A 20,585-nucleotide genomic window follows, 5' to 3' on the forward strand; every position below is an offset into this window, starting at 1 on the left:
GCGCTGCGCTCCGGGTGCCCGGCCGTCCGGCCCGTGGGCTTCGTCGCCATGAAGGCCGCGACGGTCGCGGTCCAACCGACGGAGCATCCCATGCGCGATCACGACGACTACGAACCGCACCACGAATCCTCACCCACAGACCATGTCCTCAACGAACTCCAACTCCACGGCTACCGCCCCTTCGCCGACGAACCCGACCAGCGGCTTCTTCCCGACGGCAACCAGGTCGCGGGCGCCGTAGCAGACATCTTCGACGCCCTGATCAGCACCCTGGAGGAAACGCGCCTCGAGCCCGACCTCGACGATCTCCTTTGGTCGACCGTCAACGTCTTCCACCGCGCCACCGAACGGATCGGCCGGGAACTGGACGACAATGAGCAGGCCCAGAAGCGGGCGCAGCGCGAACAGGACGGCAGCGAGGTGAAGTCCGTCGAACTGGAGCGCCTGATCGCCGAGGGCATCACGCTGATTGAGCGCCAGAACGCCTTCGAGCTGATGCGCGATCAGGCCGCCGAGCACTACGAACGCCACGTCGGCAAGCCTTGGCTCCCACGCACCGGATCGAAGGTCAACCATCGCAACCTGACCTCGGCGATGATCGACAGCCGCGATTTCCTGATGGCCAAGAAGCGTGCAGACCAGGAGGTGCTCCTGCCGCCGGGCCCGAAGATCGTCGTCACCGGTGGGCTAGACTATGCCGACCACCGTCTGATCTGGGCCAAGCTCGACCAGGTTCACGAGAAGCATCCCGACATGGTGCTGATCCACGGCAAGTCGCCGAAGGGCGCCGAGAAAATCGCGTCCCTCTGGGCAAAGAACCGCAATGTCCCGCAGATTGGCTTTGCGCCCGACTGGACGAAGCATGGCCGGGCAGCGCCGTTCAAGCGCAATGATGAAATCCTGGAAATCGTGCCCAAGGGCGTGATGCACTTCCCGGGCACCGGCATCCACGACAACCTCGCCGACAAGGCCAAGAAGCTCGGCATTCCGGTCTGGAAGTTCGGCGGCGCGTGAGCGCCGCCCTGAACTCAACACCGGCGCTAGAACCGACCGTTGAGATGTTCCGAGGAGCAGCAGAGCGGCGGAAGAAACAAGAATTACCGCCCCTCTGCCCCTTCGTTATTCAGCATTAGCGTGACGCAGCCTGCGCGTCCTGAGAGGCGCGAACGATCACGTCAGCGACTGCCTTCGGTTGCGTCATGAAAAGCGCGTGGCTGGCCTTTACCTCGGTGATTTCAGCACCGATGCGAGTTGCCATGCTGTGTAGCATCCGGACGTCGAATGCCTTGTCCTCTGTCGCGATCACCGCCCAACTGGGCTTGCTTCGCCAAGCCGCATTCTCAAGCTTGGTGCCGAACACGGACATATTGATAGGAACCTGTGAGTCCCGCAGGAAGGCCGCGTCGGCATCGCTAGCATCGGCAGCAAAACCGGCCTTGAACTTCTCCGGCTTTATGAAGCCGAACCCGTCAGGCTGCGTCTCGATCACGAAGTCCGGCGTGGCGGCAAAGCCCTCGTATTGCTGGGATGTCGTCTCGCCGGCGTCAGGCGAGAGTGCAGAAACATAGACAAGCCCCACCACGTTCGGGTGGACGCCCGCTTCGGTGATGACCGTCCCGCCCCATGAATGGCCCACGAGGATAGCAGGGCCGTCTAACCTATCGAGCGCGCGCCGAGTCGCAGCAACGTCGTCAGCGAGCGATGTCAGAGGGTTTTGGACGATCGTAACCCGATAACCCCGTGTGGTGAGCTCGTTATAAACGCCCCTCCAGCCCGAACCGTCGGCAAAGGCTCCGTGAACGAGCACAACATTCCTGGCGGGCCCATTCTGAGGAGCAGCCGGTTCAGCCGAATGCGCGAGCGTTGCAGAGGCTAGGCCCGCTGCAGCGGCCGTCGCTACTAGGAGGTTTTTCATCCTCGTCGTCATGTGAATTTCTCCTTTGCACCTCACGATAACCATTATCGCGATAACAATCTGATAACCCGGCCCCGGTCGCTTGTCCAGCATAAATGTTATCGCGATATTTATTTTTGCGGCGTAGCCCTATATGTAGGATGAGAAGGAGCTGCCATGACCAAGGAAAAACCGAACAATCCCGTCCCGCTGGATGACCAGCTCTGCTATGCCATCTACTCAGCGGGTATGGCCATTCAACGCGTGTACAAGCCCTTGCTCGATGGACTCGGGCTGACATACCCGCAGTATCTCGTGCTGAACGTGCTGTGGCGCGACAACGAGCAAACGGTGGGCGGCATTGCTGAGAAACTGGCGCTTGAGTCGAGCACACTGACTCCCTTGCTCAAGCGGCTGGAAGCCTCCGGCCTGGTGCGCCGCACGCGGAACCCGGAAAACGAACGTCAGGTAGTGGTCGCGCTGACCGACCAGGGCCGCGCCTTGAGATCACGGGCGGGCTGCCTTGGCGAGGCTTTGTTGACCGCATCTGGGCAGAGTGCGCAACACCTGAGCGACCTGAACCGCGACGTCAGGGAGCTTCGCGACGCAATCTACACGCAGATGATTGGCTGGACCTCGCCTACGTGACCAGCGACCTGTGGCGAACCTGCGTGCGAGGAAGGCAGTAGGCTCCGACAAGCGCCCCTGAGGGACCGGCCATTCCGACCTCGAGACCACCCCCCGGACTTATGCGCTGATCCTTGGTCCGACTGATCGCTTGACGCCATCAAACCGCGAAGGGTCGGCTATGCGAGCATGCCGCCGCTGCGGCTACGCCTGCGCGGTGATTGCAGCGCTCAGTCCGACACGTCGGGCGCCTGTCAGCGGGGGATGGTCCTCCGCTCGGAACAGGAGCCGGATCGATGTCTCTCAACGACGCTCATGCCTTCGCCTTCAGCCTCGCAACAACGCTGATGGCCGCCATCGTCATCTTCCAGGCCGGAGACGGGACGCTGTCGGTAACACCCGCCAGCGAATATGACGGCGACACCGCCGCGATCGTCCATGAAATCGACCCCTTCGCCCCATGACTGGGGCGACCCGGTCGCAAGTGCGGAAATCGCCGCCGATTTCCGCTCCCGGCACGCGCGCTCTTGCGGTATACTTCAGCCGCGCCGTGGTGGTGGTGGAAGGCGCGCCCGTCAGACCTTGTCCATACGGAGGCTACCACCATGATGATCGTCGCAATACTTGCATCCCTCGCTGCAATAGGCCTGCTTTGCTGGCTGCTGTTCACGCTGGCCGTCTTTGCACTGCCGGCGTTCGTCGGCGTAACTGCGGGCGCCTGGGCGCACGGCACGGGTGCCGGCATCCCGGGCGCCATCCTCGTCGGCGCCGTCGCGGCCGCGATCACGCTCGCCGCTGGCCATTTGCTCATCACCTTCGTCCGCCCCATGTGGTTGAAGTTGATTGTGGCCGCAGCTTTCGTCGCGCCGGCGGCGATCGCTGGTTTCCATGCCACCCATGGCATCGTGAAGCACCTCATGCCGTCCGACGCGTGGCAGATCACCTTCTCCATCATCGGCGCCGTCGCGGTCGGCATCACCGCCTTCGTGCGGGTAGCTGGGCTGGCGGCGGCTCCGGTCCCGTCCACCCGGGATCTTGCGCAAGCCTGATCTTCGTTATCGCCGTCAGGAGGATAAGGGCAGCAGAGGGCGTGGTCGCACCCGTCGTCTCATGTCGGAGCGATGGGCGTGTGTGGCGGAGATCGACGCTGATCCGGAAAAGCGGCTCTCGCTGGAGCGCTGCACGAGCAGAGCCGTGTCGGCGGGACACGGGACATCCGGCGCGGCGATCTCGCGTGGTGGCGGTGGCGGGCCAGTATGCAGCGGCGTCGGCCTGCCAGGAGGAGACGAAGCCGGTGATCATATCATGACGCCGGTTTGCCGATGCTGGACGGCTGCCAACTTCTCCGTTGTCTGACCGTACCTCGACCGCTCCAAACGGCCTCTCAAATGGCCTGATCTGGCCGAAGGCCGGCTGCGCCTCGATCGCCTATGACGCAACAGCGGCGTCAAACTTTCTTCCCCTGCCGGCTACACCGTCATTCCTCGCGAGACAAGAAAGCCCTCCTTAGCTGTCAGGCCCCTTCGGGGTGCGCCGTCGATCGCCTCCGGCCAACCGATCGCCATCGAGGCCGCAATGGTGCGGGCTCGGGAACGGAAAACGGAGACTTAAAATGGCGACCATCGGCACATTCAAGAAGACCGGCTCGAACGAGTTCACCGGCGAAATCGTCACCCTCAGCGTCCAGGCCAAGAACGTGCGCATCGTCCCCGACCAGCGCGCCACCGGCGAGAACGCACCCAGCCATCGGGTTCTGGTCGGCCGCGCCGAGATCGGCGCCGCCTGGTCCAAGCGCTCCAGCGAGGGCCGCGACTATCTAGGCCTCAAGCTCGACGATCCGAGCTTCAACGCCCCGATCTACGCCAACCTCTTCGACGACGAGGAAGGCGACACCTTCTCGCTGATCTGGTCCCGTCCCAACGGCCGGCGCGGCGACTGAGGCAAAGCGCAAGGCCCCGGCCGGGAAGGCCGGGGCCTTCGGCGTTCAGGGCGACCGAATCAGTTCGCATGGTGAGGCTGGCAATAACAGGCCGCAGAGCGACTTTCGGCTCGCCAAACCGACCAAGGACGACTATTATAGTCGTTTTCGTAGCGTGCGAAGTCCGGACTGTAGGAGGTGGTCATGCATGATCACCGCCCGACAGTCACGGGCCGCCCGCGCGTTACTTGGTTGGAATCAGGAGACGCTCGCTGACAAGGCCCTGGTATCGCTGACTGCTCTGAAGCGCGTGGAGTCCGCGAACGGGCTCCCCGTGCATGAGTCGACGCGCGATCAGGTCCGCCGAGCCCTTGAGGAGAACGGCATCGTTTTCCTCAACTCCGATCAGGGCGAAGGAGTGATGATTGTTCGGCAAAATCGCCAGCGGCCTTCTCGGCGCGCCTAAGCTCAACAATGCCGCATTGCGCCGTCATTTCTACGCTATGGGCGTCGTGCAAACTCCCTCCGTTTCGGATAAGACGCGATGGGGACGTTAACTATGAGCGGCAAATCCGACTTTCTCGACAAGCCACCGACGGATGCGCGGCTCACTGACTATGACCGCGCACATCTCGCGACCTATCTGCGCCTACTCGATGCGGAAAGTGAAGGCGCGCCCTGGGAAGAAGTAGCCAAGATCATCTTCGGCATCGATCCGAAGACCGATCACGTACGCGCCGAAGCTATGTATCAAAACCATCTGGCGCGAGCGCATTGGATGACCAACAACGGTTTCCGCGATCTTATACGATCCAGCTTTCATTAACCCTTGAGCGCCCAGTGATGCAGATCTTGCATCACCCACACGCGCCTTCGGGCTTCCCAAAATGCCACTCAACCGAGAATCGTTGGGGCTTGCAGTTCTCGCGCTCAGCGACGCAATGGGAGGCCAAGGATGCCGGAGCAAGGCACATGGCGGATCTCAACCGCCTATGATTATGTGAATGAGTTGGACGCTCCGGACCTGGCCTGGGAATTTCTGAGGCGTAATCCCGAGTATCAGCAAGACTATAACCGGCTGAAGCAAAGAGGTCTTCGAGAAGATCAGGCTGCTGCAGCTCTTTCGGCCAAATGGGGGTTATCCTTTCGCGGCCGATCCCGACCTTCCGGCCCCCAGCGCGAACGCCGCCTGGACGCCGACAGCCGATCCCTGGATGCTGATCTTGCAGGCGCTCCCGACTTGGGTTGCACCCGCACCTACTGCTGACCGGGCATCGCTGCGTACATCCCACGATGTCACCGACATGCGTATCCGCGTGGGCGATGAGGTGATGCGCACGCGCAGTCACGGACTGGACGGCGCGCAGCCGCCCGCCGTCGCGATCGTCCTGCTCGACGAGGCCACACCGGATCGTCTGGAGGCGCTCGCCCGCTATTGGCGCGGCCTGCGCGCGCCACCGGCGCCGCCTGACCCGCGCGTCACGCCGCAGCGCCGGCAGCGCCTACGACAGATGCTGCGCGCCGTCGATGCCCGGCTCGAACGGGAGAGCTACCGGGCTATTGCGACCGTGCTCTTCCCGAAGCACCACATCGAGGCCGCGTCATGGGCGGGCGACGCGCTCCGGGAGACGACCATCCGTCTCGCCCGCGACGGCATGAAGCTCGTCAATGGCGGCTATCGCGACCTCCTGAAGCGCCCGCGCAAGCCCTAGCCGGACCGGCACCCGAAGGGGTGTCGATTATTCCCTCAAATCTTCGACATCGTGGATCGCGCCTGAGCGAACGACCGTGCGCTGGAACCGCCGCCGACATCCGGCAGCCACCCAGCACCACACGGAGCTTCGATCATGGCCGAAAGTGCGACTGTCCACGTTCCACCACGCTTCCTGCGCACGCCGGAGGCGGCCCGCTTCCTCGGACTGTCGGGCCGCACGCTGGAAAAGCACCGCACCTACGGCACCGGACCGGCCTTCAAGAAGTTAGGCGGCCGCGTGGTCTATGCGATCGCCGACCTGCAAGCCTGGGCCAACCGCGGCACCAAGAACTCGACCGCCGAAAGCGACACCATCCTGCCGGCGAAACGTCACGAAACGAACGGCGCGGCAGGCAACCCCGCGCCGCAGCGCTGAGCGACCAGCAGATGCCGGCGCGCCATCACAGCAGTGAACGTGAGCAGCTCGATCTCTTCCGGGCGCTCCCCGGCGATCTAGCGCCGCGCGACGCGCAGGACTTGATGGCGTACCCGTTCTTTGCGCTCGGCAAGTCCAAGCGACTGGCGCCGATCAACTTCAAAGCCGGCTCCATCGTCATCCGCGTGGAGGCCGTTCCCGAGCACGGCATGGCCACCATCTGGGACGCCGACGTGCTGATCTGGGCAGCCTCCCAGATCGTCGAGGCGCGCGACGCCGGTCTGCGGCCATCGCGCCTGATGGCGACCACGCCCTACGAGATTCTGCAGTTCATCGGCCGCGGTGTTTCGTTGCGCGACTACGACCGATTGAAGGCCGCGCTCGACCGCTTGCAGTCGACCACGGTGGCGACGTCTATCCGTCAGCCGACAGAGCGGCGGCTGCACCGCTTCTCCTGGATTAACGAATGGAAGGAGCGCGCCGACGCCAGAGGTCGGCCGCTCGGCCTCGAGCTGATCGTGCCGGATTGGTTCTACGCTGCCGTTCTCGACGACGCGCTCGTGCTGACGATCGACCGCAATTATTTCGGTCTGACTGGTGGCCTGGAGCGCTGGCTTTATCGCCTCGTGCGCAAGCACGGCGGCAAGCAGGAATTCGGCTGGAGCTTCGATTTCCCGCATCTCCACGCCAAGTCCGGCTCGCTCTCGCCGCTCAAGCACTTCGCTTACGACCTGCGCGACATCGTCCGCCGACAGCCGCTGCCGGGCTATCGCCTGACCATCGAGCAGTGCCTCGGCGGTCCCGAAATCCTCTCCTTCAAACCCATCGATCCGAACGCGCTCGGCTTTCCCCGCCAGCGCCGCCGCTCGACCAAGCGCCCTGGGGATAAGCTGTGAATCGTCTCGTGCTATCAGGGACCGGACCCATCGTGCCATCGAGGACCCGATCCTCGTGCTATCGGGGACCGGAATCGCCGAATCCGCTCGCTGAATCAGTGACTTGCGAGCCCCGTAACTTCTCTAACCTAGATTCCTTCGGAATCTTTCTAACGGAAACGGCTTTTTCGAGCCGTGTGGACGAGTCCCCGATCGCCGGGAGACCGTCATGATCGTCGCGCTGCTCAACCAGAAAGGCGGCGTCGGCAAAACGACGATCGCGCTCCATCTTGCAGGCGAATGGGCCAAGCGTGGCCAGCGCGTCACCGTAATCGATGCGGACCCGCAGGGCTCCGCGCTCGACTGGTCGCAACAGCGCAACCGGGAGGGGCTGGAGCGGCTGTTCGGGGTCGTGGGGCTCGCCCGCGACACGCTCCATCGCGAGGCGCCGGAGCTCGCCCGCGACGCCGATCACGTCGTGATCGACGGTCCGCCGCGCGTCGCGGGGCTGATGCGCTCGGCGCTGCTCGCCGCCGACCTGGTGCTGATCCCGGTGCAGCCATCGCCGCTCGACGGCTGGGCCTCGGCCGAGATGCTGACCCTGATCGGCGAGGCACGCATCTACCGCCCTCAGCTCGCCGCTCGCTTCGTACTGAACCGCTGCGCCGCCCGCACGGTCATCGCTCGCGAGACGGCCGAAACGCTCGCCGACCATGACCCGCCGCTGCTCGCAGCCAGGATCGGCCAGCGCGTCGCCTTCGCCGACACGGCACAGACCGGGCGGTTGGTCAGCGAAATCGACAGCGACAGCGCCGCCGCGCGCGAGATCGCCGCGCTTGTTACCGAGATCGGAAGGATCGCGCCATGACAGCGACGTCTCCGAAGCGGGCCTTCGCCATCCGACCAGGCGATGCGGAGACTTGGATCAGGTCCGCCGATGCGCCTGCGCCCCGCGTGCCTGACGCCGCGATCTACTCGGCACGGCTGACGATCGACGTCACGCCGGCCCAGCGCGCCCGGATCAAAATCGCCGCATTTCAGCGCGGCGTCACCGTGGCCGACATGCTGCGCGAGCTGCTCGCGCGCGAATTCCCTGAGAGCACTGGAGACGCGACATGACGGGCACTGCCGCCATCCATGCGCGCGGCGAGCCGAGACCGGCCGCGCCGCCGTCCGACGACCTGACCGAAGTCGAGCTCACCTGGGTCGAGAAGCGTATCGAGAACTGGATCAGGTTCGGCCGCGAGGTAAGCGAACAGGTCCTCGACCGCCGTCGGCGCGTGCTTCGCTTCGCCCCGGACAGCGTGTTCGCATTCGTGCGCTGGGTCGCCAACGACTATGGGACCATCGCCTCGCATATCGACGTGCTGCGCACCACGCGCGCTGGCGAGCCGCAGCAGACCGTGCCCTTCGTTCGCCCCGGCGGCGACATCCTGCTCAAGGTCGAGGGCTGGCCCAAAGTCGAACGTGTGCTGCAGATGATCGACGCGATCGAGGCGACGGGCATCGATCCTAGCGACGTCTCGCCCGATCATTGGCGTCACGTCCACAACCGCATGGTCGCCGGCGAACAGCCGCGACCCTACACCGTCCAGCTCCACAAGGCATTCCTCCTGCGCCGGAGGGTCGGATCATGAGCCGCTTCGGCTACGTCATGGTCACCTACGTCCTGACCATGGGAACGGCGATCGCCGCCTTCGTCGAATTCCCCAAAAAGCTGATCTGGAACGCGTCGGCGAGCACGCCGATCGGGCTTTACAGCATCGCCCCGGCCGACCGCTTCGAGGTCACCGATCTCGTCGCCGTCCGCGCGCCGGAGCCGCTCGCCGCCTTCATGGTCGAACGCGGCTATATCGGCCGTGGCGTGCCCTTGATGAAGCGGATCGCAGGTGTTGCTGGCCAACAGGTCTGCCGCCGCGATTACGCCATCACCGTCGATGGCGTGCCGATGGGCGATGCGCTCGATCGCGATCATCTCGGCCGCTCTCTGCCCGTCTGGCAGGGCTGCCGACGCATCGCCGACGGCGAGCTTTTCCTGATGAACTGGTCGGTCAGCGGCAGCCTGGACGGTCGATATTTCGGCCCGCTGCCGACCAGCACAGTGATCGGCCGAGCGACGCCGCTCTGGACCGATGAGCACGGCGACGGCCGCTACGTGTGGCGCGCGCCTACCCGTTGAACCGCCGCTTCCACCCCCAACCCCAAGGAGACGACCATGCCCCAGATTGGCCAATTCATCCGCGACGATTCCGGCTTTATCGGCCACTTACAGACCCTCTCGCTCCACCAGGACATCATCATCCTCCCCGCCGAGCCGTCCGACGCCGAGAATACGCCGGACTACCGCGTCCATGTCTTCGACAGCTTGAACAATGAGACCGGCGCGGAGATCGGTGCAGGGTGGAAACGCACCGGGGAGAAGGCTGGCGACTATGTCTCGTTGCAGTTCGATGATCCAAGTTTCCTGCAGCCGATCCGCGCCCATCTGTTCCAGTCTACCGACAATCAATCGAACTGGAGCCTGCACTGGAACCGTGCGCCAAAGCGCGGCGAGCGGGACTGATCGATGCTGGCCCGCCTTGATAACACTGTCGTTGGGCGGTCTAGCGCCGCCCGGCTGACGGTCCTCCTTCTCCTTTCCGGCTTGTCAGTCGTCGTCTCGCCGACGTCGCCCGGGCACGCGCAGTCGATGCCGCCGGTTTCGGCCGAGGTCGGCGCGCCGTTCGCCCCGTTTGTAGCGGAGGCCTCGCAGCGGTTCGGCATTCCGGTCGCATGGATTCGTGCGCTCATGCGGGTCGAGAGCGCCAATGACGTGCGCGCCGTCTCGCCCAAGGGCGCGATGGGACTGATGCAGATCATGCCCGATACCTGGGCATATTTGCGCGCCCGGTATCGGCTTGGCAGCGATCCATTCGATCCCCGCGACAACATCATCGCGGGCGCCGCCTACATGCGTGAGCTCTACGATCGATACGGCGCTCCGGGCTTTCTCGCCGCCTACAATGCGGGGCCTGGCCGATACGACCAGCACCTCGCGAACGGCCGGCCATTGCCGGCCGAGACGCGCGCGTATGTCGCCCAACTCGCACCTCTTGTCGGCGGCGAACCATCGGCTCCTGTTGTCGCCGTCGCTATCGCCGACCCGCAAGCATGGACGCGCGCGCCGCTCTTCATCAGCGCCGCGGATCGCGGTCGCGGCGCAGATCCTGTGCAGACGGAAGCGCACTCTCGCGACGGCGACAATGCGGCTCCACCGCGCGATGCGACGGCGGATGCGAACCCGACCGGCGGGATCTTTGTGCCCCGTCGGGAGCCGGCAGGCCCGCGATGAGCGTCGCACCCGTCCATCGCAGCATGGCGAACCCCGGCGCAGATTGGAAGGCGTTGGGAGGAAAGACCGAAAGCACAACCGCACGATGGCAGGATAAAGGGGCGCGATGTGCGCCTTGGTTCGGTTGTGCTTTTTCAAGGACTTACGGCGCAATTTCGCGAGGTGCGCCTGATCGGCGCAGCCTCCGCGTCGGCGCATTTGCAAGAGAAATCATCGCGTTGGCGCGATGTGCGGAGCGTCGGGCATGACCGACGAGCACGAATTCCGCATCCGGCCTGGCCGCATCCGTTCGACCAGCGCGCAGCGGGCGCGGCCCTTCATCGCCCAGGCGCTGGCGGCCGCCCAGCGGGCCGGCGGCAGCGTCTCCCGGCAAGGCAAGATCGGGTCCGGCGCGCGGTCACGGTTCGGGCGCGGTCAGCGCGCCTCCATCCAGGCGAACCGCCTCATCACCGCACGCTCGCGCGGCGCGGTCATCAAGGCGCGCGTCGTCCGTCACAGCGGGCGGTCCGCGCCGCTCTCGACGCATCTCGATTATCTGCGCCGCGACGGCGTCACCCGTGGCGGGGAGAAGGCCCGCCTGTTCGGTCCGGGCGGCGATGACGTCGACGCCAAGGATTTTGCGGAGCGGTCCGAGGATGACCGCCACCATTTCCGCTTCATCGTCTCGCCGGACGACGCGCTGGAGATGTCCGACCTCAAGGGCTTCACCCGTGAGCTGGTCGACCAGATGGAGAAGGATCTCGGCACGCGGCTCGAATGGGTCGCAGTCGATCACTGGAACACCGAGCATCCGCACGTCCATCTGATCGTGCGCGGCGTGCGCGATGACGGCGAGAACCTGGTCATCTCGCGCGATTATATCAAAGAGGGCATGCGCGATCGGGCGCGCGACCTCATCACCCAGGAGCTGGGCCCGCGCACCGATCAGGAGATCCGGCAAACGCTGGAGCGCCAGATCGACGCCGACCGCTGGACCAATCTCGATCGGCAGCTCGCCCGCGACGCCTATCGCACCGGCGTCATCGATCTCGCGCCGCAGGCTGATCGGCAGCCCGACGAATTCCACGCACTGAAGGTCGGGCGGCTGCGCAAGCTCGAAGGGCTCGGGCTCGCCGACGAAATCGGTCCGGGACAGTGGACCATCTCGGAGAAGGCCGAGGCGACGCTGCGCGAGCTCGGCGAGCGCGGCGACATCATCAAGCGCATCCACCATGGCCTGACCGAGCGTGGCATCGAGCGCGGCGCGGCGAGCTATGTGCTGGCGTCCGAAAGCCTGAACGATCCGGTTATCGGCCGCCTGGTCGCCCGCGGCCTCGACGACGAGCTGAAGGGGACGGCTTTCGCGGTCGTCGATGGCGTCGACGGTCGCACCCACCACATCAAGCTGCCCGACCTCGACGCGGCCGGCGACAGCGCGCCGGGCTCGATCGTTGAGCTTCGAAAATTCGACGATGCGCGCGGCCAGCGCCGCGCGGCGATCGCGGTGCGCTCCGACCTCGACATCGAGAGGCAGGTCTCTGCGACGGGCGCCACATGGCTCGACAGGCAGAACATCGCGCGCGAGCCCGTCGCGCTCGGTGGCGGCTTCGGCGCCGAGGTGCGCGACGCCATGGACCGGCGGGCCGAGCACCTGATCGGCCAAGGTCTCGCCGAACGCCAGAAGCGCGGCGTCAGCTTCCAGCCCGGCCTGATCGACAAGTTGCGGCGTCGCGAGCTCGAAGCCGTCGGCGAACGCATCGCCGCCGAGACCGGTCGGCCGCAGGTCAAGCCCGAGTCTGGCGAGTATGTCACCGGCACCTACCAGCGACGGCTGACCCTCGCGAGCGGTCGCTTCGCGATGATCGACGACGGCCTCGGGTTCAGCCTCGTGCCCTGGACGCCATCAATCCAAAAGCAGCTCGGCCGTCACGTCTCCGGCATCGCCCGGAGCGACGGCGGCGTCGACTGGAGCTTCGGCCGCCAGCGGGGGCTCGGCCTGTGATCACCATCCCAAGCGAAAGGACCCCGCCATGTCCGCCACCAAGATCCACTGGGGGCAGATCCTCACTGTCTTCGCCATCGTCCTGTTGACGACGTGGTCCGCCACGCAATGGACGGCCTACAGGCTCGGCTTCCAGCCCCAGCTCGGACCGCCATGGTTCATGCTCGGCGACTGGCCGATCTACCTTCCGTGGTCCTTCTTCCCGTGGTGGTACTTCTATGACGCCTATGCCCCGCCAATCTTCGTGGAGGGCGCCTATATCGCGGCCTCCGGCGGCTTCATCTCGATCGCGGTCGCCATCGGCATGTCGGTGTGGCGCGCTCGGGAGGCGAAGAATGCCGAGACATTCGGCTCAGCGCGCTGGGCGCGTCGTGACGAGGTCCGCGGCGCCGGTCTCCTCGGCGACGACGGCGTGGTGCTCGGCAAGTATGACCGCGCCTATCTTCGTCACGACGGGCCCGAGCATGTGCTTTGTTTCGCTCCGACGCGATCCGGAAAGGGCGTCGGCCTTGTCGTGCCGTCGCTGCTCACATGGCCGGGCTCTGCCATCGTCCATGACATCAAGGGTGAGAACTGGACATTGACCGCCGGCTTCCGTGCGCGGCACGGTCGCGTGCTGCTCTTCGATCCGACTAATGCGAAATCGGCCGCATACAATCCGCTGCTGGAGGTGCGCCGCGGCGAGTGGGAAGTCAGGGACGTTCAGAATATCGCCGACATCCTCGTCGATCCGGAAGGCAGCCTCGAGAAGCGGAACCACTGGGAGAAAACTAGCCACGCGCTCCTGGTCGGCGCGATCCTCCATGTCCTCTACGCCGAGGAGGACAAGACCCTCGCCGGCGTCGCCGCCTTCCTCTCCGATCCGAAGCGGCCGATCGAGTCGACCTTGGCGGCGATGATGAAGACCGCCCATCTCGAGGAAAGCGGACCGCATCCGGTGATCGCGTCGGCGGCGCGCGAGCTGCTCAACAAATCCGACAATGAACGCTCCGGCGTTCTCTCGACCGCCATGTCGTTCCTCGGCCTCTATCGCGACCCCGTCGTCGCCGAAGTGACGCGGCGCTGCGACTGGCGCATCGCCGACATTGTTGGAGCTCCGCAGCCGACGACCCTCTACCTCGTCGTACCGCCGTCAGACATCGCCCGGACCAAACCGCTCATCCGGCTTATCCTCAACCAGATCGGCCGGCGCCTGACCGAGGACCTCAAGGCCAAGGGCAACCGGCACCGGCTGCTCCTGATGCTCGACGAGTTCCCGGCGCTTGGCCGGCTCGATTTCTTTGAATCGGCGCTGGCATTCATGGCCGGCTACGGCCTGAAGGCTTTCCTGATCGCGCAGTCGCTGAACCAGATCGAGAAGGCCTATGGCCCAAACAATTCGATCCTCGACAACTGCCACGTCCGGGTCAGTTTCGCGACCAACGACGAAAGGACGGCCAAGCGCGTCTCCGATGCGCTCGGCACCGCGACCGAGATGCGCGCCATGCGCAACTATGCCGGCCATCGGCTCTCGCCTTGGCTCGGCCACCTGATGGTGTCGCGCTCGGAAACCGCAAGGCCGCTGCTTACCCCGGGCGAGATTATGCAGCTCCCGCCGGCCGACGAGATCGTCATGGTGGCAGGCACACCGCCGATCCGCGCGAAGAAGGCGCGCTATTACGAGGATCGCCGATTCAAGGATCGGATCATGGAGCCGCCGAAGCTCACTAGGCCGGAACACCATGGAACGGACGATTGGAGCCGGCTGCCGCTTCCGGCACGCCCGCCGAGCATCGCGTCCGCCGACCCATCCGGCGCCGCAGACACCGGCGACGATGATCCGACCGGATCGGAACGGCGTCGCCAGCCGGAGCTGGACCGCGCCGTGCCGAGCGAGAAGAAGGCGCCGATCGAGAATGAGTTCGACGGCTTCGACGATGAGGCCGATGACGACACGGCTCGGGTCAGCCGCGCCAACCAGATCATGCAGGGCGTGGCGCGCCAGGTCGCGCTCGACCCGAACGACGGCATGGAGCTCTGAGACGCCTATGGCCAATCCGTCGAAGAAGCAGCGGCTATCGGTCTATCTCGAACCCGAGGTGATGAAGGCGCTCGCCGCCTATGCCGCGCGGCGCGATCAGTCGCGTTCGCTGATCGCCGAAGCAGCGATCGCATCCTTCCTCTCGCCTGACGCTGCCGAGCGTCAGGAAGCGGCGACGACCAAACGCCTCGATCAGCTCGACCGTCGCATGACGCGCATGGAGCGCGACCTTGGCATCTCGGTCGAGATGCTGGCGGTCTTCGTGCGCTTTTGGCTGACCACTAATCCGCCGCTGCCCGAGCCGGCGCAGGCGGCAGCGCGGGCGCAGGCTGGAGAGCGCTACGACGCCTTCGTCGCCGCGCTCGGCCGCAGACTCGCCAAGGGGCCGAAGCTGCGGCAGGAGATTTCCGAGGACATAGACCCCGCGCGCGACGCGCAATAAGCATCGATTGCGGCAACTCAAGTAATCGTCGATTCCGCCGACCACCTGTCTTTGCACGCTAGGCTACTACTACGCCCTGACACCTGTTGCCGCGGACTGATTTCCAGTTCTCTTAATCATCCCCGATCCAGGGGCGGCCTGACGCGGTCCCGCAAAGAACGGGGACAACGTGGCAGTCTCTTCCGAGAAATCTGAGGCGATACTTCGCGGCGCCCGTATGCTGCGGACCGCACTTGGCCCTGCCATCGCCGGTTTCCTCGGTGACGCCAGCGTAGTCGAGGTGATGCTCAACCCCGACGGCCGTCTCTGGGTCGACCGTCTTTCGGAAGGGTTGTCCGACACGGGCGAGCGGCTGTCGGCGGCCGATGGCGAGCGCATCGTGCGCCTCGTCGCCCACCATGTCGGCGCCGAGGTTCATGCTGGCAATCCGCGCGTCTCGGCTGAGCTGCCGGAAACGGGTGAGCGGTTCGAAGGGCTTCTGCCGCCCGTCGTCGCGGCGCCGGCCTTCGCGATCCGCAAGCCGGCTGTCGCGGTCTTCACCCTGCAGGACTATGTCGAAGGCGGCATCATGTCGGCCGAGCAGGCCGACATCCTGCGCCAGGCGGTCGCCGATCGCCACAACATCCTCGTCGCAGGCGGCACTTCGACCGGCAAGACGACGCTGACCAATGCGCTGCTTGCCGAGGTGTCGAAGACCTCTGACCGCATCGTGTTGATCGAAGACACCCGCGAGCTTCAGTGCGCCGCGCCGAACCTGGTCGCAATGCGCACCAAGGACGGCGTCGCGACGCTCTCCGATCTCGTCCGATCCTCGCTCCGCCTTCGGCCAGACCGTATTCCGATCGGCGAGGTGCGCGGCGCCGAGGCGCTCGACCTGCTCAAGGCCTGGGGCACGGGCCATCCTGGCGGGATCGGCACGATCCACGCCGGCACCGCGCTCGGCGCACTGCGGCGCCTCGAGCAGCTCATCCAGGAAGCCGTGATCACCGTCCCGCGCGCGCTGATCGCCGAGACGATCGATCTGGTCGCCGTCCTCTCAGGCCGGGGCGCCACTCGCCGCCTGGCCGAACTCGGCCGCGTCGAGGGCCTCAGCCCCAATGGCGACTACCACGTCCGCCCTGCAACCCAGCCCCCCGAAGGAGAACCTGCATGATCCGCTGTGCCCTGCATTTCCGTCGCCATGTGGCGACGGCCACGTCCGTGCTCTTGGCCAGCGTCCTGCTGGCGCCTGCCGCCCACGCTTCCGGCTCCTCGATGCCGTGGGAAGCGCCGCTGCAATCGATTCTGGAATCCATCGAAGGCCCGGTCGCGAAAATCGTCGCGGTGATCATCATCATCGTCACCGGCCTGACGCTGGCCTTCGGCGATACCTCGGGCGGTTTCCGTCGCCTGATCCAGATCGTCTTCGGCCTGTCGATCGCCTTCGCCGCGTCCAGCTTCTTCCTGTCGTTTTTCTCGTTCGGCGGCGGAGCGCTCGTCTGATGGCTGGCCTGATCGAGAGCGGCGGCGACGTGCCGGGCTACGCCGTCCCGGTCCACCGAGCCTTGACCGAGCACATCCTGCTCGGCGGCGCACCGCGGGCGATTGCCATTCTCAACGGAACGCTCGCCGCCGCTATCGGCCTCGGCCTTCGCCTTTGGCTGGTCGGCCTCGGTCTCTGGGCCATCGGCCATTTCGCTGCCGTCTGGGCGGCGAAGCGCGACCCGCAATTCGTCGACGTTGGCCGCCGGCACCTCCGCATCCCCGGTCACCTGAACGTCTGAGGCGCCCGATGATGAACCTCGCCGAATATCGTCGCTCTTCGTCCCGGCTCGCGGATTTCCTGCCCTGGGCGGCGCTGGTTGCTCCCGGCGTTGTGCTCAACAAGGACGGCTCCTTCCAGCGCAGCGCGCGCTTCCGCGGACCCGATCTCGATTCCGCCGTCCAGGCCGAGCTGGTCGCCGTCGCGGGCCGGCTCAATAGCGCGTTCCGTCGTCTCGGCAGCGGGTGGGCGATCTTCGTCGAGGCACAGCGCCATGCCGTCGGCGCCTATCCGGCGAGCCGGTTTCCCGACGCCGCCTCGGCGATGGTTGACGCCGAGCGCAAGGCCGACTTCGAGGAGGACGCGGCCCATTACGAGTCGAGCTATTTCCTGACCTTTACCTTCCTGCCCCCAGCGGAGGACGCCGCGCGCGCCGAGAGCTGGCTCTACGAGGGCAAGGCCGAACGCGGCGTCGATGCCTGGGAGGCACTCCGCGGCTTCGTCGATCGCACCGATCGTATCCTGCAGCTCGTAGAAGCCTTCATGCCGGAGTGCGGCTGGCTCGATGATGTCGAGACACTGACCTATCTGCACTCGACGGTCTCGACCAAACGCTATCGCGTGCGCGTTCCAGAGACACCGATGTATCTCGACGCGCTGGTCGCAGATCAGCCGCTCACCGGCGGGCTGGAGCCGCGTCTTGGCGAGGCGCATCTGCGCATCCTGACGATCGTCGGATTTCCGACGGCGACGACGCCCGGCATTCTCGACGATCTGAACCGGCTCGCTTTTTCGTATCGCTGGTCGACGCGCGCAATCCTGCTCGACAAGACCGACGCCACGAAGCTTCTGACCAAGATCCGCCGGCAGTGGTTCTCCAAGCGCAAGTCGATCGCAGCGATCCTCAAGGAGGTGATGACCAACGAGGCGAGCGCCCTGGTCGACACCGATGCCGCAAACAAAGCCGCCGACGCGGACCTAGCACTGCAGGAACTCGGCGCCGACTATGCCGGTCAGGCCTATGTCACCGCCACGATCGCCGTCTGGGACAACGATCCTCGGGTCGCGGCCGAGAAGCTCCGTCTCGTCGAGAAAGTGATCCAGGGCCGCGATTTCACCGCGATGCCCGAGACGATCAACGCGGCCGACGCCTGGCTCGGTTCGTTGCCGGGCCACGTCTACGCCAATGTGCGTCAGCCGCCGATCTCGACGCTCAACCTCGCCCACATGATCCCCCTAAGTGCCGTGTGGGCGGGGCCGGAACGGGATGAGCACTTTGGTGCGCCCCCCTTGCTGTACGGCAAGACCGAAGGGTCCACTCCGTTCCGGTTCTCCCTTCACGTCGGCGACGTCGGCCACACGCTGGTCGTCGGCCCGACCGGCGCGGGCAAGTCCGTGCTCCTGGCGCTGATGGCGCTGCAATTCCGCCGCTACCCCGGGGCACAGGTTTTCGCTTTCGACTTCGGCGGCTCGATCCGCGCTGCCGCCATCGCGATGGGTGGCGACTGGCACGATCTCGGCGGCGGCCTGACCGAGGGTTCCGCCGAAAGCGTCGCGCTTCAGCCACTCTCCCGGATCGACGAGACGGTCGAACGCGCCTGGGCAGCCGACTGGATCATCGCCATCCTGATGCGCGAGAGCATTCAGGTCACGCCCGAGGTCAAGGAGCTAATCTGGACGGCGCTGTCGTCACTGGCCAGCGCGCCACTGGCCGAGCGCACGATGACCGGCCTTTCGGTGCTGCTGCAGTCGAACGACCTGAAGCAGGCACTGCGCCCATATTGCGTCGGCGGGCCCTATGGCCGGCTGCTCGACGCCGAGAGCGAGCATCTCGGCGTCGCCACCGTCCAGGCCTTCGAGACCGAAGGGCTCATCGGGACGGCCGCGGCGCCGGCGGTGCTCGCCTATCTCTTCCACCGCATCGAGGACCGGCTGAACGGCGAGCCGACCCTGATCATCGTCGACGAAGGCTGGCTAGCCCTCGACGACGAGGGATTCGCCGGCCAGCTCCGCGAATGGCTGAAGACGCTGCGCAAGAAGAACGCCAGCGTCGTCTTCGCCACGCAGTCGCTCTCCGACATCGACGGCTCGGCGATCGCGCCCGCCATCATCGAAAGCTGTCAGACGCGGCTCTTGCTGCCGAACGAGCGAGCGATCGAGCCGCAGATCACTGCGATCTATCGCCGGTTCGGCCTCAACGACCGGCAGATCGAGATCCTGGCCAGGGCCATGCCCAAGCGGGACTATTACTGCCAGAGCCGCCGCGGCAACCGGCTGTTCGAGCTGGGGCTCGCCGACGTCGCGCTCGCGCTCTGCGCGGCATCTTCCAAGACCGACCAGTCCGCAATCGACCGCATCGTCACTGAGCACGGGCGCGAGGGCTTTCTAGCCGCGTGGCTGCGCCATCGCGGCGTCGATTGGGCGGCCGACCTCATTCCCAACCTCACCAACCTGGAGAGCCAGCCATGACACTGCGTATCCCTCGCGCGGCGCTTGCCGCCGTCATCCTCGCCGCACCGATGTCGGTGTCGCCGGTGCTGATCGCTCCGGCCTCGGCTCAATGGATCGTCTATGATCCCACCAACTATGCCCAGAACCTCCTGTCGGCGACGCGCGCCTTGCAGCAGATCAACAACCAGATCACGTCGCTTCAGAACGAAGCAACGATGCTGATCAACCAGGCCCGCAATCTCGCGAGCCTCCCGTATTCCTCGCTCCAACAGCTTCAACAGTCCGTTCAGCGGACGCAGCAGCTCCTCGGCGAAGCCCAGCGCATCGCCTATAACGTCCAGAACATCGACCAGGCCTTTCGCACGAACTACGGCGCTGGCAGCGCTTCGATGAGCGCGTCCGATCAGCAACTCGTCGCCCAGGCGAAGGAGCGCTGGAATAACACGGTCTCGGGACTCCAGGACGCGATGCGCGTCCAGGCCGGCGTCGTCGGCAACATCGACACCAACCGCACGCAGATGTCGGCGCTGGTCGGCCAAAGCCAGGGCGCGACCGGAGCGTTGCAGGCTACGCAGGCGGGAAACCAGCTTCTCGCATTGCAGGCCCAGCAGCTCGCCGATCTCACCGCAGTCGTTTCCGCAAACGGACGGGCCCAAGCGCTCGCCGAGGCCGAGCGGTCCGCGGCTGCCGAACAGGGCCGCGAGCAGCGCCGCCGCTTCCTGACGCCGGGCACCGGATACCAGCCCGGTAATGCGCAGATGTTCCCGGGCAGCAACTGAGGGCGCGGCGATGGACGGAAAGATTCTCGCGCGTATCGGCGCCGTCGGCTTCGTGACCTTCGCGATCACGGCGACGGCGATCGAACTCTCTCGCAAAGACGAACCGCCGCTCTACCGCAGCCTCGAGGCGGCGACCGAAGCGGGCGTCGACCCGCTGAAGACCGAGCTGCGACGCTGCCAGCAGATCGGAGAAGCTGGCACCCGTGACCCCTCTTGCCTCCAAGCCTGGGCGGATAACCGCGACCGCTTCCTGAAACCGTCGCAGGCCTTGCAGAAGCAGCCCGCGCCGCAGGCGCCGGGTCCGCAGGGTCAGCCGCACGACCTTCCGTCCGCCCGCCATCCTGGCGTGAACGAGACCGAGCCGGTGATCGACTCTCACACGAACGAGGCGCGTTGA

At 65.6% G+C, this 20,585-nt stretch carries 27 protein-coding genes; 26 read left to right on the plus strand and 1 reads right to left on the minus strand.

The genetic code is table 11. The annotated features are described in order from the left end of the window. Positions 1 to 90 precede the first annotated feature (90 nt). The gene (locus RAC79_RS03510) at positions 91 to 1,014 is read left to right on the plus strand and encodes a DUF2493 domain-containing protein (protein WP_374996883.1); all 924 of its coding nucleotides are present in this window, start codon (positions 91 to 93) and stop codon (positions 1,012 to 1,014) included. 115 nt (positions 1,015 to 1,129) lie between these two features. Here RAC79_RS03510 and RAC79_RS03515 read toward each other — a convergent pair whose 3' ends face one another. Next, complete coding sequence (locus tag RAC79_RS03515) at positions 1,130 to 1,927, minus strand: alpha/beta fold hydrolase (protein WP_374996884.1); 798 nt, start codon at positions 1,925 to 1,927, stop codon at positions 1,130 to 1,132. A 144-nt stretch (positions 1,928 to 2,071) separates the two neighbouring features. Between RAC79_RS03515 and RAC79_RS03520 the strand changes: the two genes are divergently transcribed. The 25 genes from RAC79_RS03520 to trbK-alt all read left to right on the plus strand — a co-directional run bounded on the left by RAC79_RS03520 (position 2,072) and on the right by trbK-alt (position 20,585). Beyond that, positions 2,072 to 2,542 (plus strand): MarR family winged helix-turn-helix transcriptional regulator, encoded by a 471-nt coding sequence (locus tag RAC79_RS03520; RefSeq protein ID WP_374996885.1) that lies wholly within the window; start codon positions 2,072 to 2,074, stop codon positions 2,540 to 2,542. 275 nt (positions 2,543 to 2,817) lie between these two features. Continuing rightward, the gene (locus tag RAC79_RS03525; protein WP_167381816.1) at positions 2,818 to 2,985 is read left to right on the plus strand and encodes a hypothetical protein; all 168 of its coding nucleotides are present in this window, start codon (positions 2,818 to 2,820) and stop codon (positions 2,983 to 2,985) included. 141 nt (positions 2,986 to 3,126) lie between these two features. Then, on the plus strand, positions 3,127 to 3,570 hold the full coding sequence (locus tag RAC79_RS03530) for a hypothetical protein (RefSeq protein ID WP_374996886.1): 444 nt from the start codon (positions 3,127 to 3,129) through the stop codon (positions 3,568 to 3,570). A 563-nt stretch (positions 3,571 to 4,133) separates the two neighbouring features. After that, positions 4,134 to 4,460 (plus strand): DUF736 domain-containing protein, encoded by a 327-nt coding sequence (locus tag RAC79_RS03535; protein ID WP_125333910.1) that lies wholly within the window; start codon positions 4,134 to 4,136, stop codon positions 4,458 to 4,460. A gap of 187 nt (positions 4,461 to 4,647) precedes the next feature. Next, positions 4,648 to 4,905: a hypothetical protein gene (locus RAC79_RS03540; protein ID WP_374996887.1), complete on the plus strand. Its 258-nt coding sequence runs from the start codon at positions 4,648 to 4,650 to the stop codon at positions 4,903 to 4,905. 93 nt (positions 4,906 to 4,998) lie between these two features. Continuing rightward, entirely contained in the window at positions 4,999 to 5,265 is a 267-nt protein-coding gene (locus RAC79_RS03545; RefSeq protein ID WP_374996888.1) for a DNA -binding domain-containing protein, read from the plus strand. A gap of 129 nt (positions 5,266 to 5,394) precedes the next feature. Beyond that, positions 5,395 to 5,706: a transcriptional regulator domain-containing protein gene (locus RAC79_RS03550; RefSeq protein WP_374996889.1), complete on the plus strand. Its 312-nt coding sequence runs from the start codon at positions 5,395 to 5,397 to the stop codon at positions 5,704 to 5,706. A gap of 37 nt (positions 5,707 to 5,743) precedes the next feature. Beyond that, positions 5,744 to 6,151 carry a DUF2285 domain-containing protein gene (locus RAC79_RS03555; RefSeq protein ID WP_235824250.1) on the plus strand — a complete coding sequence of 136 codons (408 nt, stop codon included), beginning with the start codon at positions 5,744 to 5,746 and terminating at the stop codon, positions 6,149 to 6,151. Positions 6,152 to 6,286: 135 nt separating this feature from the next. Further along, positions 6,287 to 6,568, plus strand: a complete 282-nt coding sequence (locus RAC79_RS03560) for an AlpA family transcriptional regulator (protein ID WP_125333913.1) — start codon at positions 6,287 to 6,289, stop codon at positions 6,566 to 6,568. A gap of 11 nt (positions 6,569 to 6,579) precedes the next feature. After that, a complete protein-coding gene (locus RAC79_RS03565) occupies positions 6,580 to 7,464 on the plus strand; it encodes a replication initiator protein A (RefSeq protein WP_374996890.1) in 885 nt (294 codons plus the stop codon). Positions 7,465 to 7,672: 208 nt separating this feature from the next. After that, on the plus strand, positions 7,673 to 8,311 hold the full coding sequence (gene parA, locus RAC79_RS03570; RefSeq protein ID WP_374996891.1) for a ParA family partition ATPase: 639 nt from the start codon (positions 7,673 to 7,675) through the stop codon (positions 8,309 to 8,311). Then, on the plus strand, positions 8,308 to 8,562 hold the full coding sequence (locus RAC79_RS03575) for a hypothetical protein (protein ID WP_374996892.1): 255 nt from the start codon (positions 8,308 to 8,310) through the stop codon (positions 8,560 to 8,562). The genes parA and RAC79_RS03575 overlap by 4 nt, the downstream gene beginning before the upstream one ends. After that, the gene (locus RAC79_RS03580; protein ID WP_374996893.1) at positions 8,559 to 9,080 is read left to right on the plus strand and encodes a DUF2840 domain-containing protein; all 522 of its coding nucleotides are present in this window, start codon (positions 8,559 to 8,561) and stop codon (positions 9,078 to 9,080) included. The genes RAC79_RS03575 and RAC79_RS03580 overlap by 4 nt, the downstream gene beginning before the upstream one ends. Continuing rightward, positions 9,077 to 9,622: a S26 family signal peptidase gene (locus RAC79_RS03585; protein ID WP_374996894.1), complete on the plus strand. Its 546-nt coding sequence runs from the start codon at positions 9,077 to 9,079 to the stop codon at positions 9,620 to 9,622. Before RAC79_RS03580 ends, RAC79_RS03585 begins: the two co-directional genes overlap by 4 nt. Positions 9,623 to 9,658: 36 nt before the next feature. Beyond that, the gene (locus RAC79_RS03590) at positions 9,659 to 10,006 is read left to right on the plus strand and encodes a DUF736 domain-containing protein (RefSeq protein ID WP_374996895.1); all 348 of its coding nucleotides are present in this window, start codon (positions 9,659 to 9,661) and stop codon (positions 10,004 to 10,006) included. A gap of 3 nt (positions 10,007 to 10,009) precedes the next feature. Beyond that, complete coding sequence (locus RAC79_RS03595; protein WP_374996896.1) at positions 10,010 to 10,774, plus strand: lytic transglycosylase domain-containing protein; 765 nt, start codon at positions 10,010 to 10,012, stop codon at positions 10,772 to 10,774. Between the two features lie 244 nt (positions 10,775 to 11,018). Beyond that, complete coding sequence (locus RAC79_RS03600; RefSeq protein WP_374996897.1) at positions 11,019 to 12,755, plus strand: relaxase/mobilization nuclease domain-containing protein; 1,737 nt, start codon at positions 11,019 to 11,021, stop codon at positions 12,753 to 12,755. Between the two features lie 28 nt (positions 12,756 to 12,783). Beyond that, entirely contained in the window at positions 12,784 to 14,775 is a 1,992-nt protein-coding gene (locus tag RAC79_RS03605) for a conjugal transfer protein TraG (RefSeq protein WP_374996898.1), read from the plus strand. A 7-nt stretch (positions 14,776 to 14,782) separates the two neighbouring features. Then, on the plus strand, positions 14,783 to 15,217 hold the full coding sequence (locus tag RAC79_RS03610; protein ID WP_374996899.1) for a ribbon-helix-helix protein, CopG family: 435 nt from the start codon (positions 14,783 to 14,785) through the stop codon (positions 15,215 to 15,217). Positions 15,218 to 15,434: 217 nt separating this feature from the next. Beyond that, the gene (trbB, locus tag RAC79_RS03615; RefSeq protein WP_374996900.1) at positions 15,435 to 16,370 is read left to right on the plus strand and encodes a P-type conjugative transfer ATPase TrbB; all 936 of its coding nucleotides are present in this window, start codon (positions 15,435 to 15,437) and stop codon (positions 16,368 to 16,370) included. Further along, complete coding sequence (locus tag RAC79_RS03620; protein WP_374996901.1) at positions 16,367 to 16,699, plus strand: TrbC/VirB2 family protein; 333 nt, start codon at positions 16,367 to 16,369, stop codon at positions 16,697 to 16,699. Before trbB ends, RAC79_RS03620 begins: the two co-directional genes overlap by 4 nt. Then, on the plus strand, positions 16,699 to 16,980 hold the full coding sequence (locus RAC79_RS03625; RefSeq protein ID WP_374996902.1) for a VirB3 family type IV secretion system protein: 282 nt from the start codon (positions 16,699 to 16,701) through the stop codon (positions 16,978 to 16,980). Before RAC79_RS03620 ends, RAC79_RS03625 begins: the two co-directional genes overlap by 1 nt. 8 nt (positions 16,981 to 16,988) lie before the next feature. Further along, the gene (trbE, locus tag RAC79_RS03630) at positions 16,989 to 19,427 is read left to right on the plus strand and encodes a conjugal transfer protein TrbE (RefSeq protein ID WP_374996903.1); all 2,439 of its coding nucleotides are present in this window, start codon (positions 16,989 to 16,991) and stop codon (positions 19,425 to 19,427) included. Continuing rightward, positions 19,424 to 20,188, plus strand: coding sequence for a P-type conjugative transfer protein TrbJ (trbJ, locus tag RAC79_RS03635; protein WP_374996904.1), 765 nt, complete (start codon positions 19,424 to 19,426; stop codon positions 20,186 to 20,188). The genes trbE and trbJ overlap by 4 nt, the downstream gene beginning before the upstream one ends. A gap of 10 nt (positions 20,189 to 20,198) precedes the next feature. Then, positions 20,199 to 20,585, plus strand: a complete 387-nt coding sequence (gene trbK-alt / locus RAC79_RS03640; protein ID WP_374996905.1) for a putative entry exclusion protein TrbK-alt — start codon at positions 20,199 to 20,201, stop codon at positions 20,583 to 20,585.

It is taken from the genome of Agrobacterium sp. LR_9, assembly GCF_041954855.1.
Taxonomy (GTDB): domain Bacteria; phylum Pseudomonadota; class Alphaproteobacteria; order Rhizobiales; family Rhizobiaceae; genus Agrobacterium; species Agrobacterium leguminum.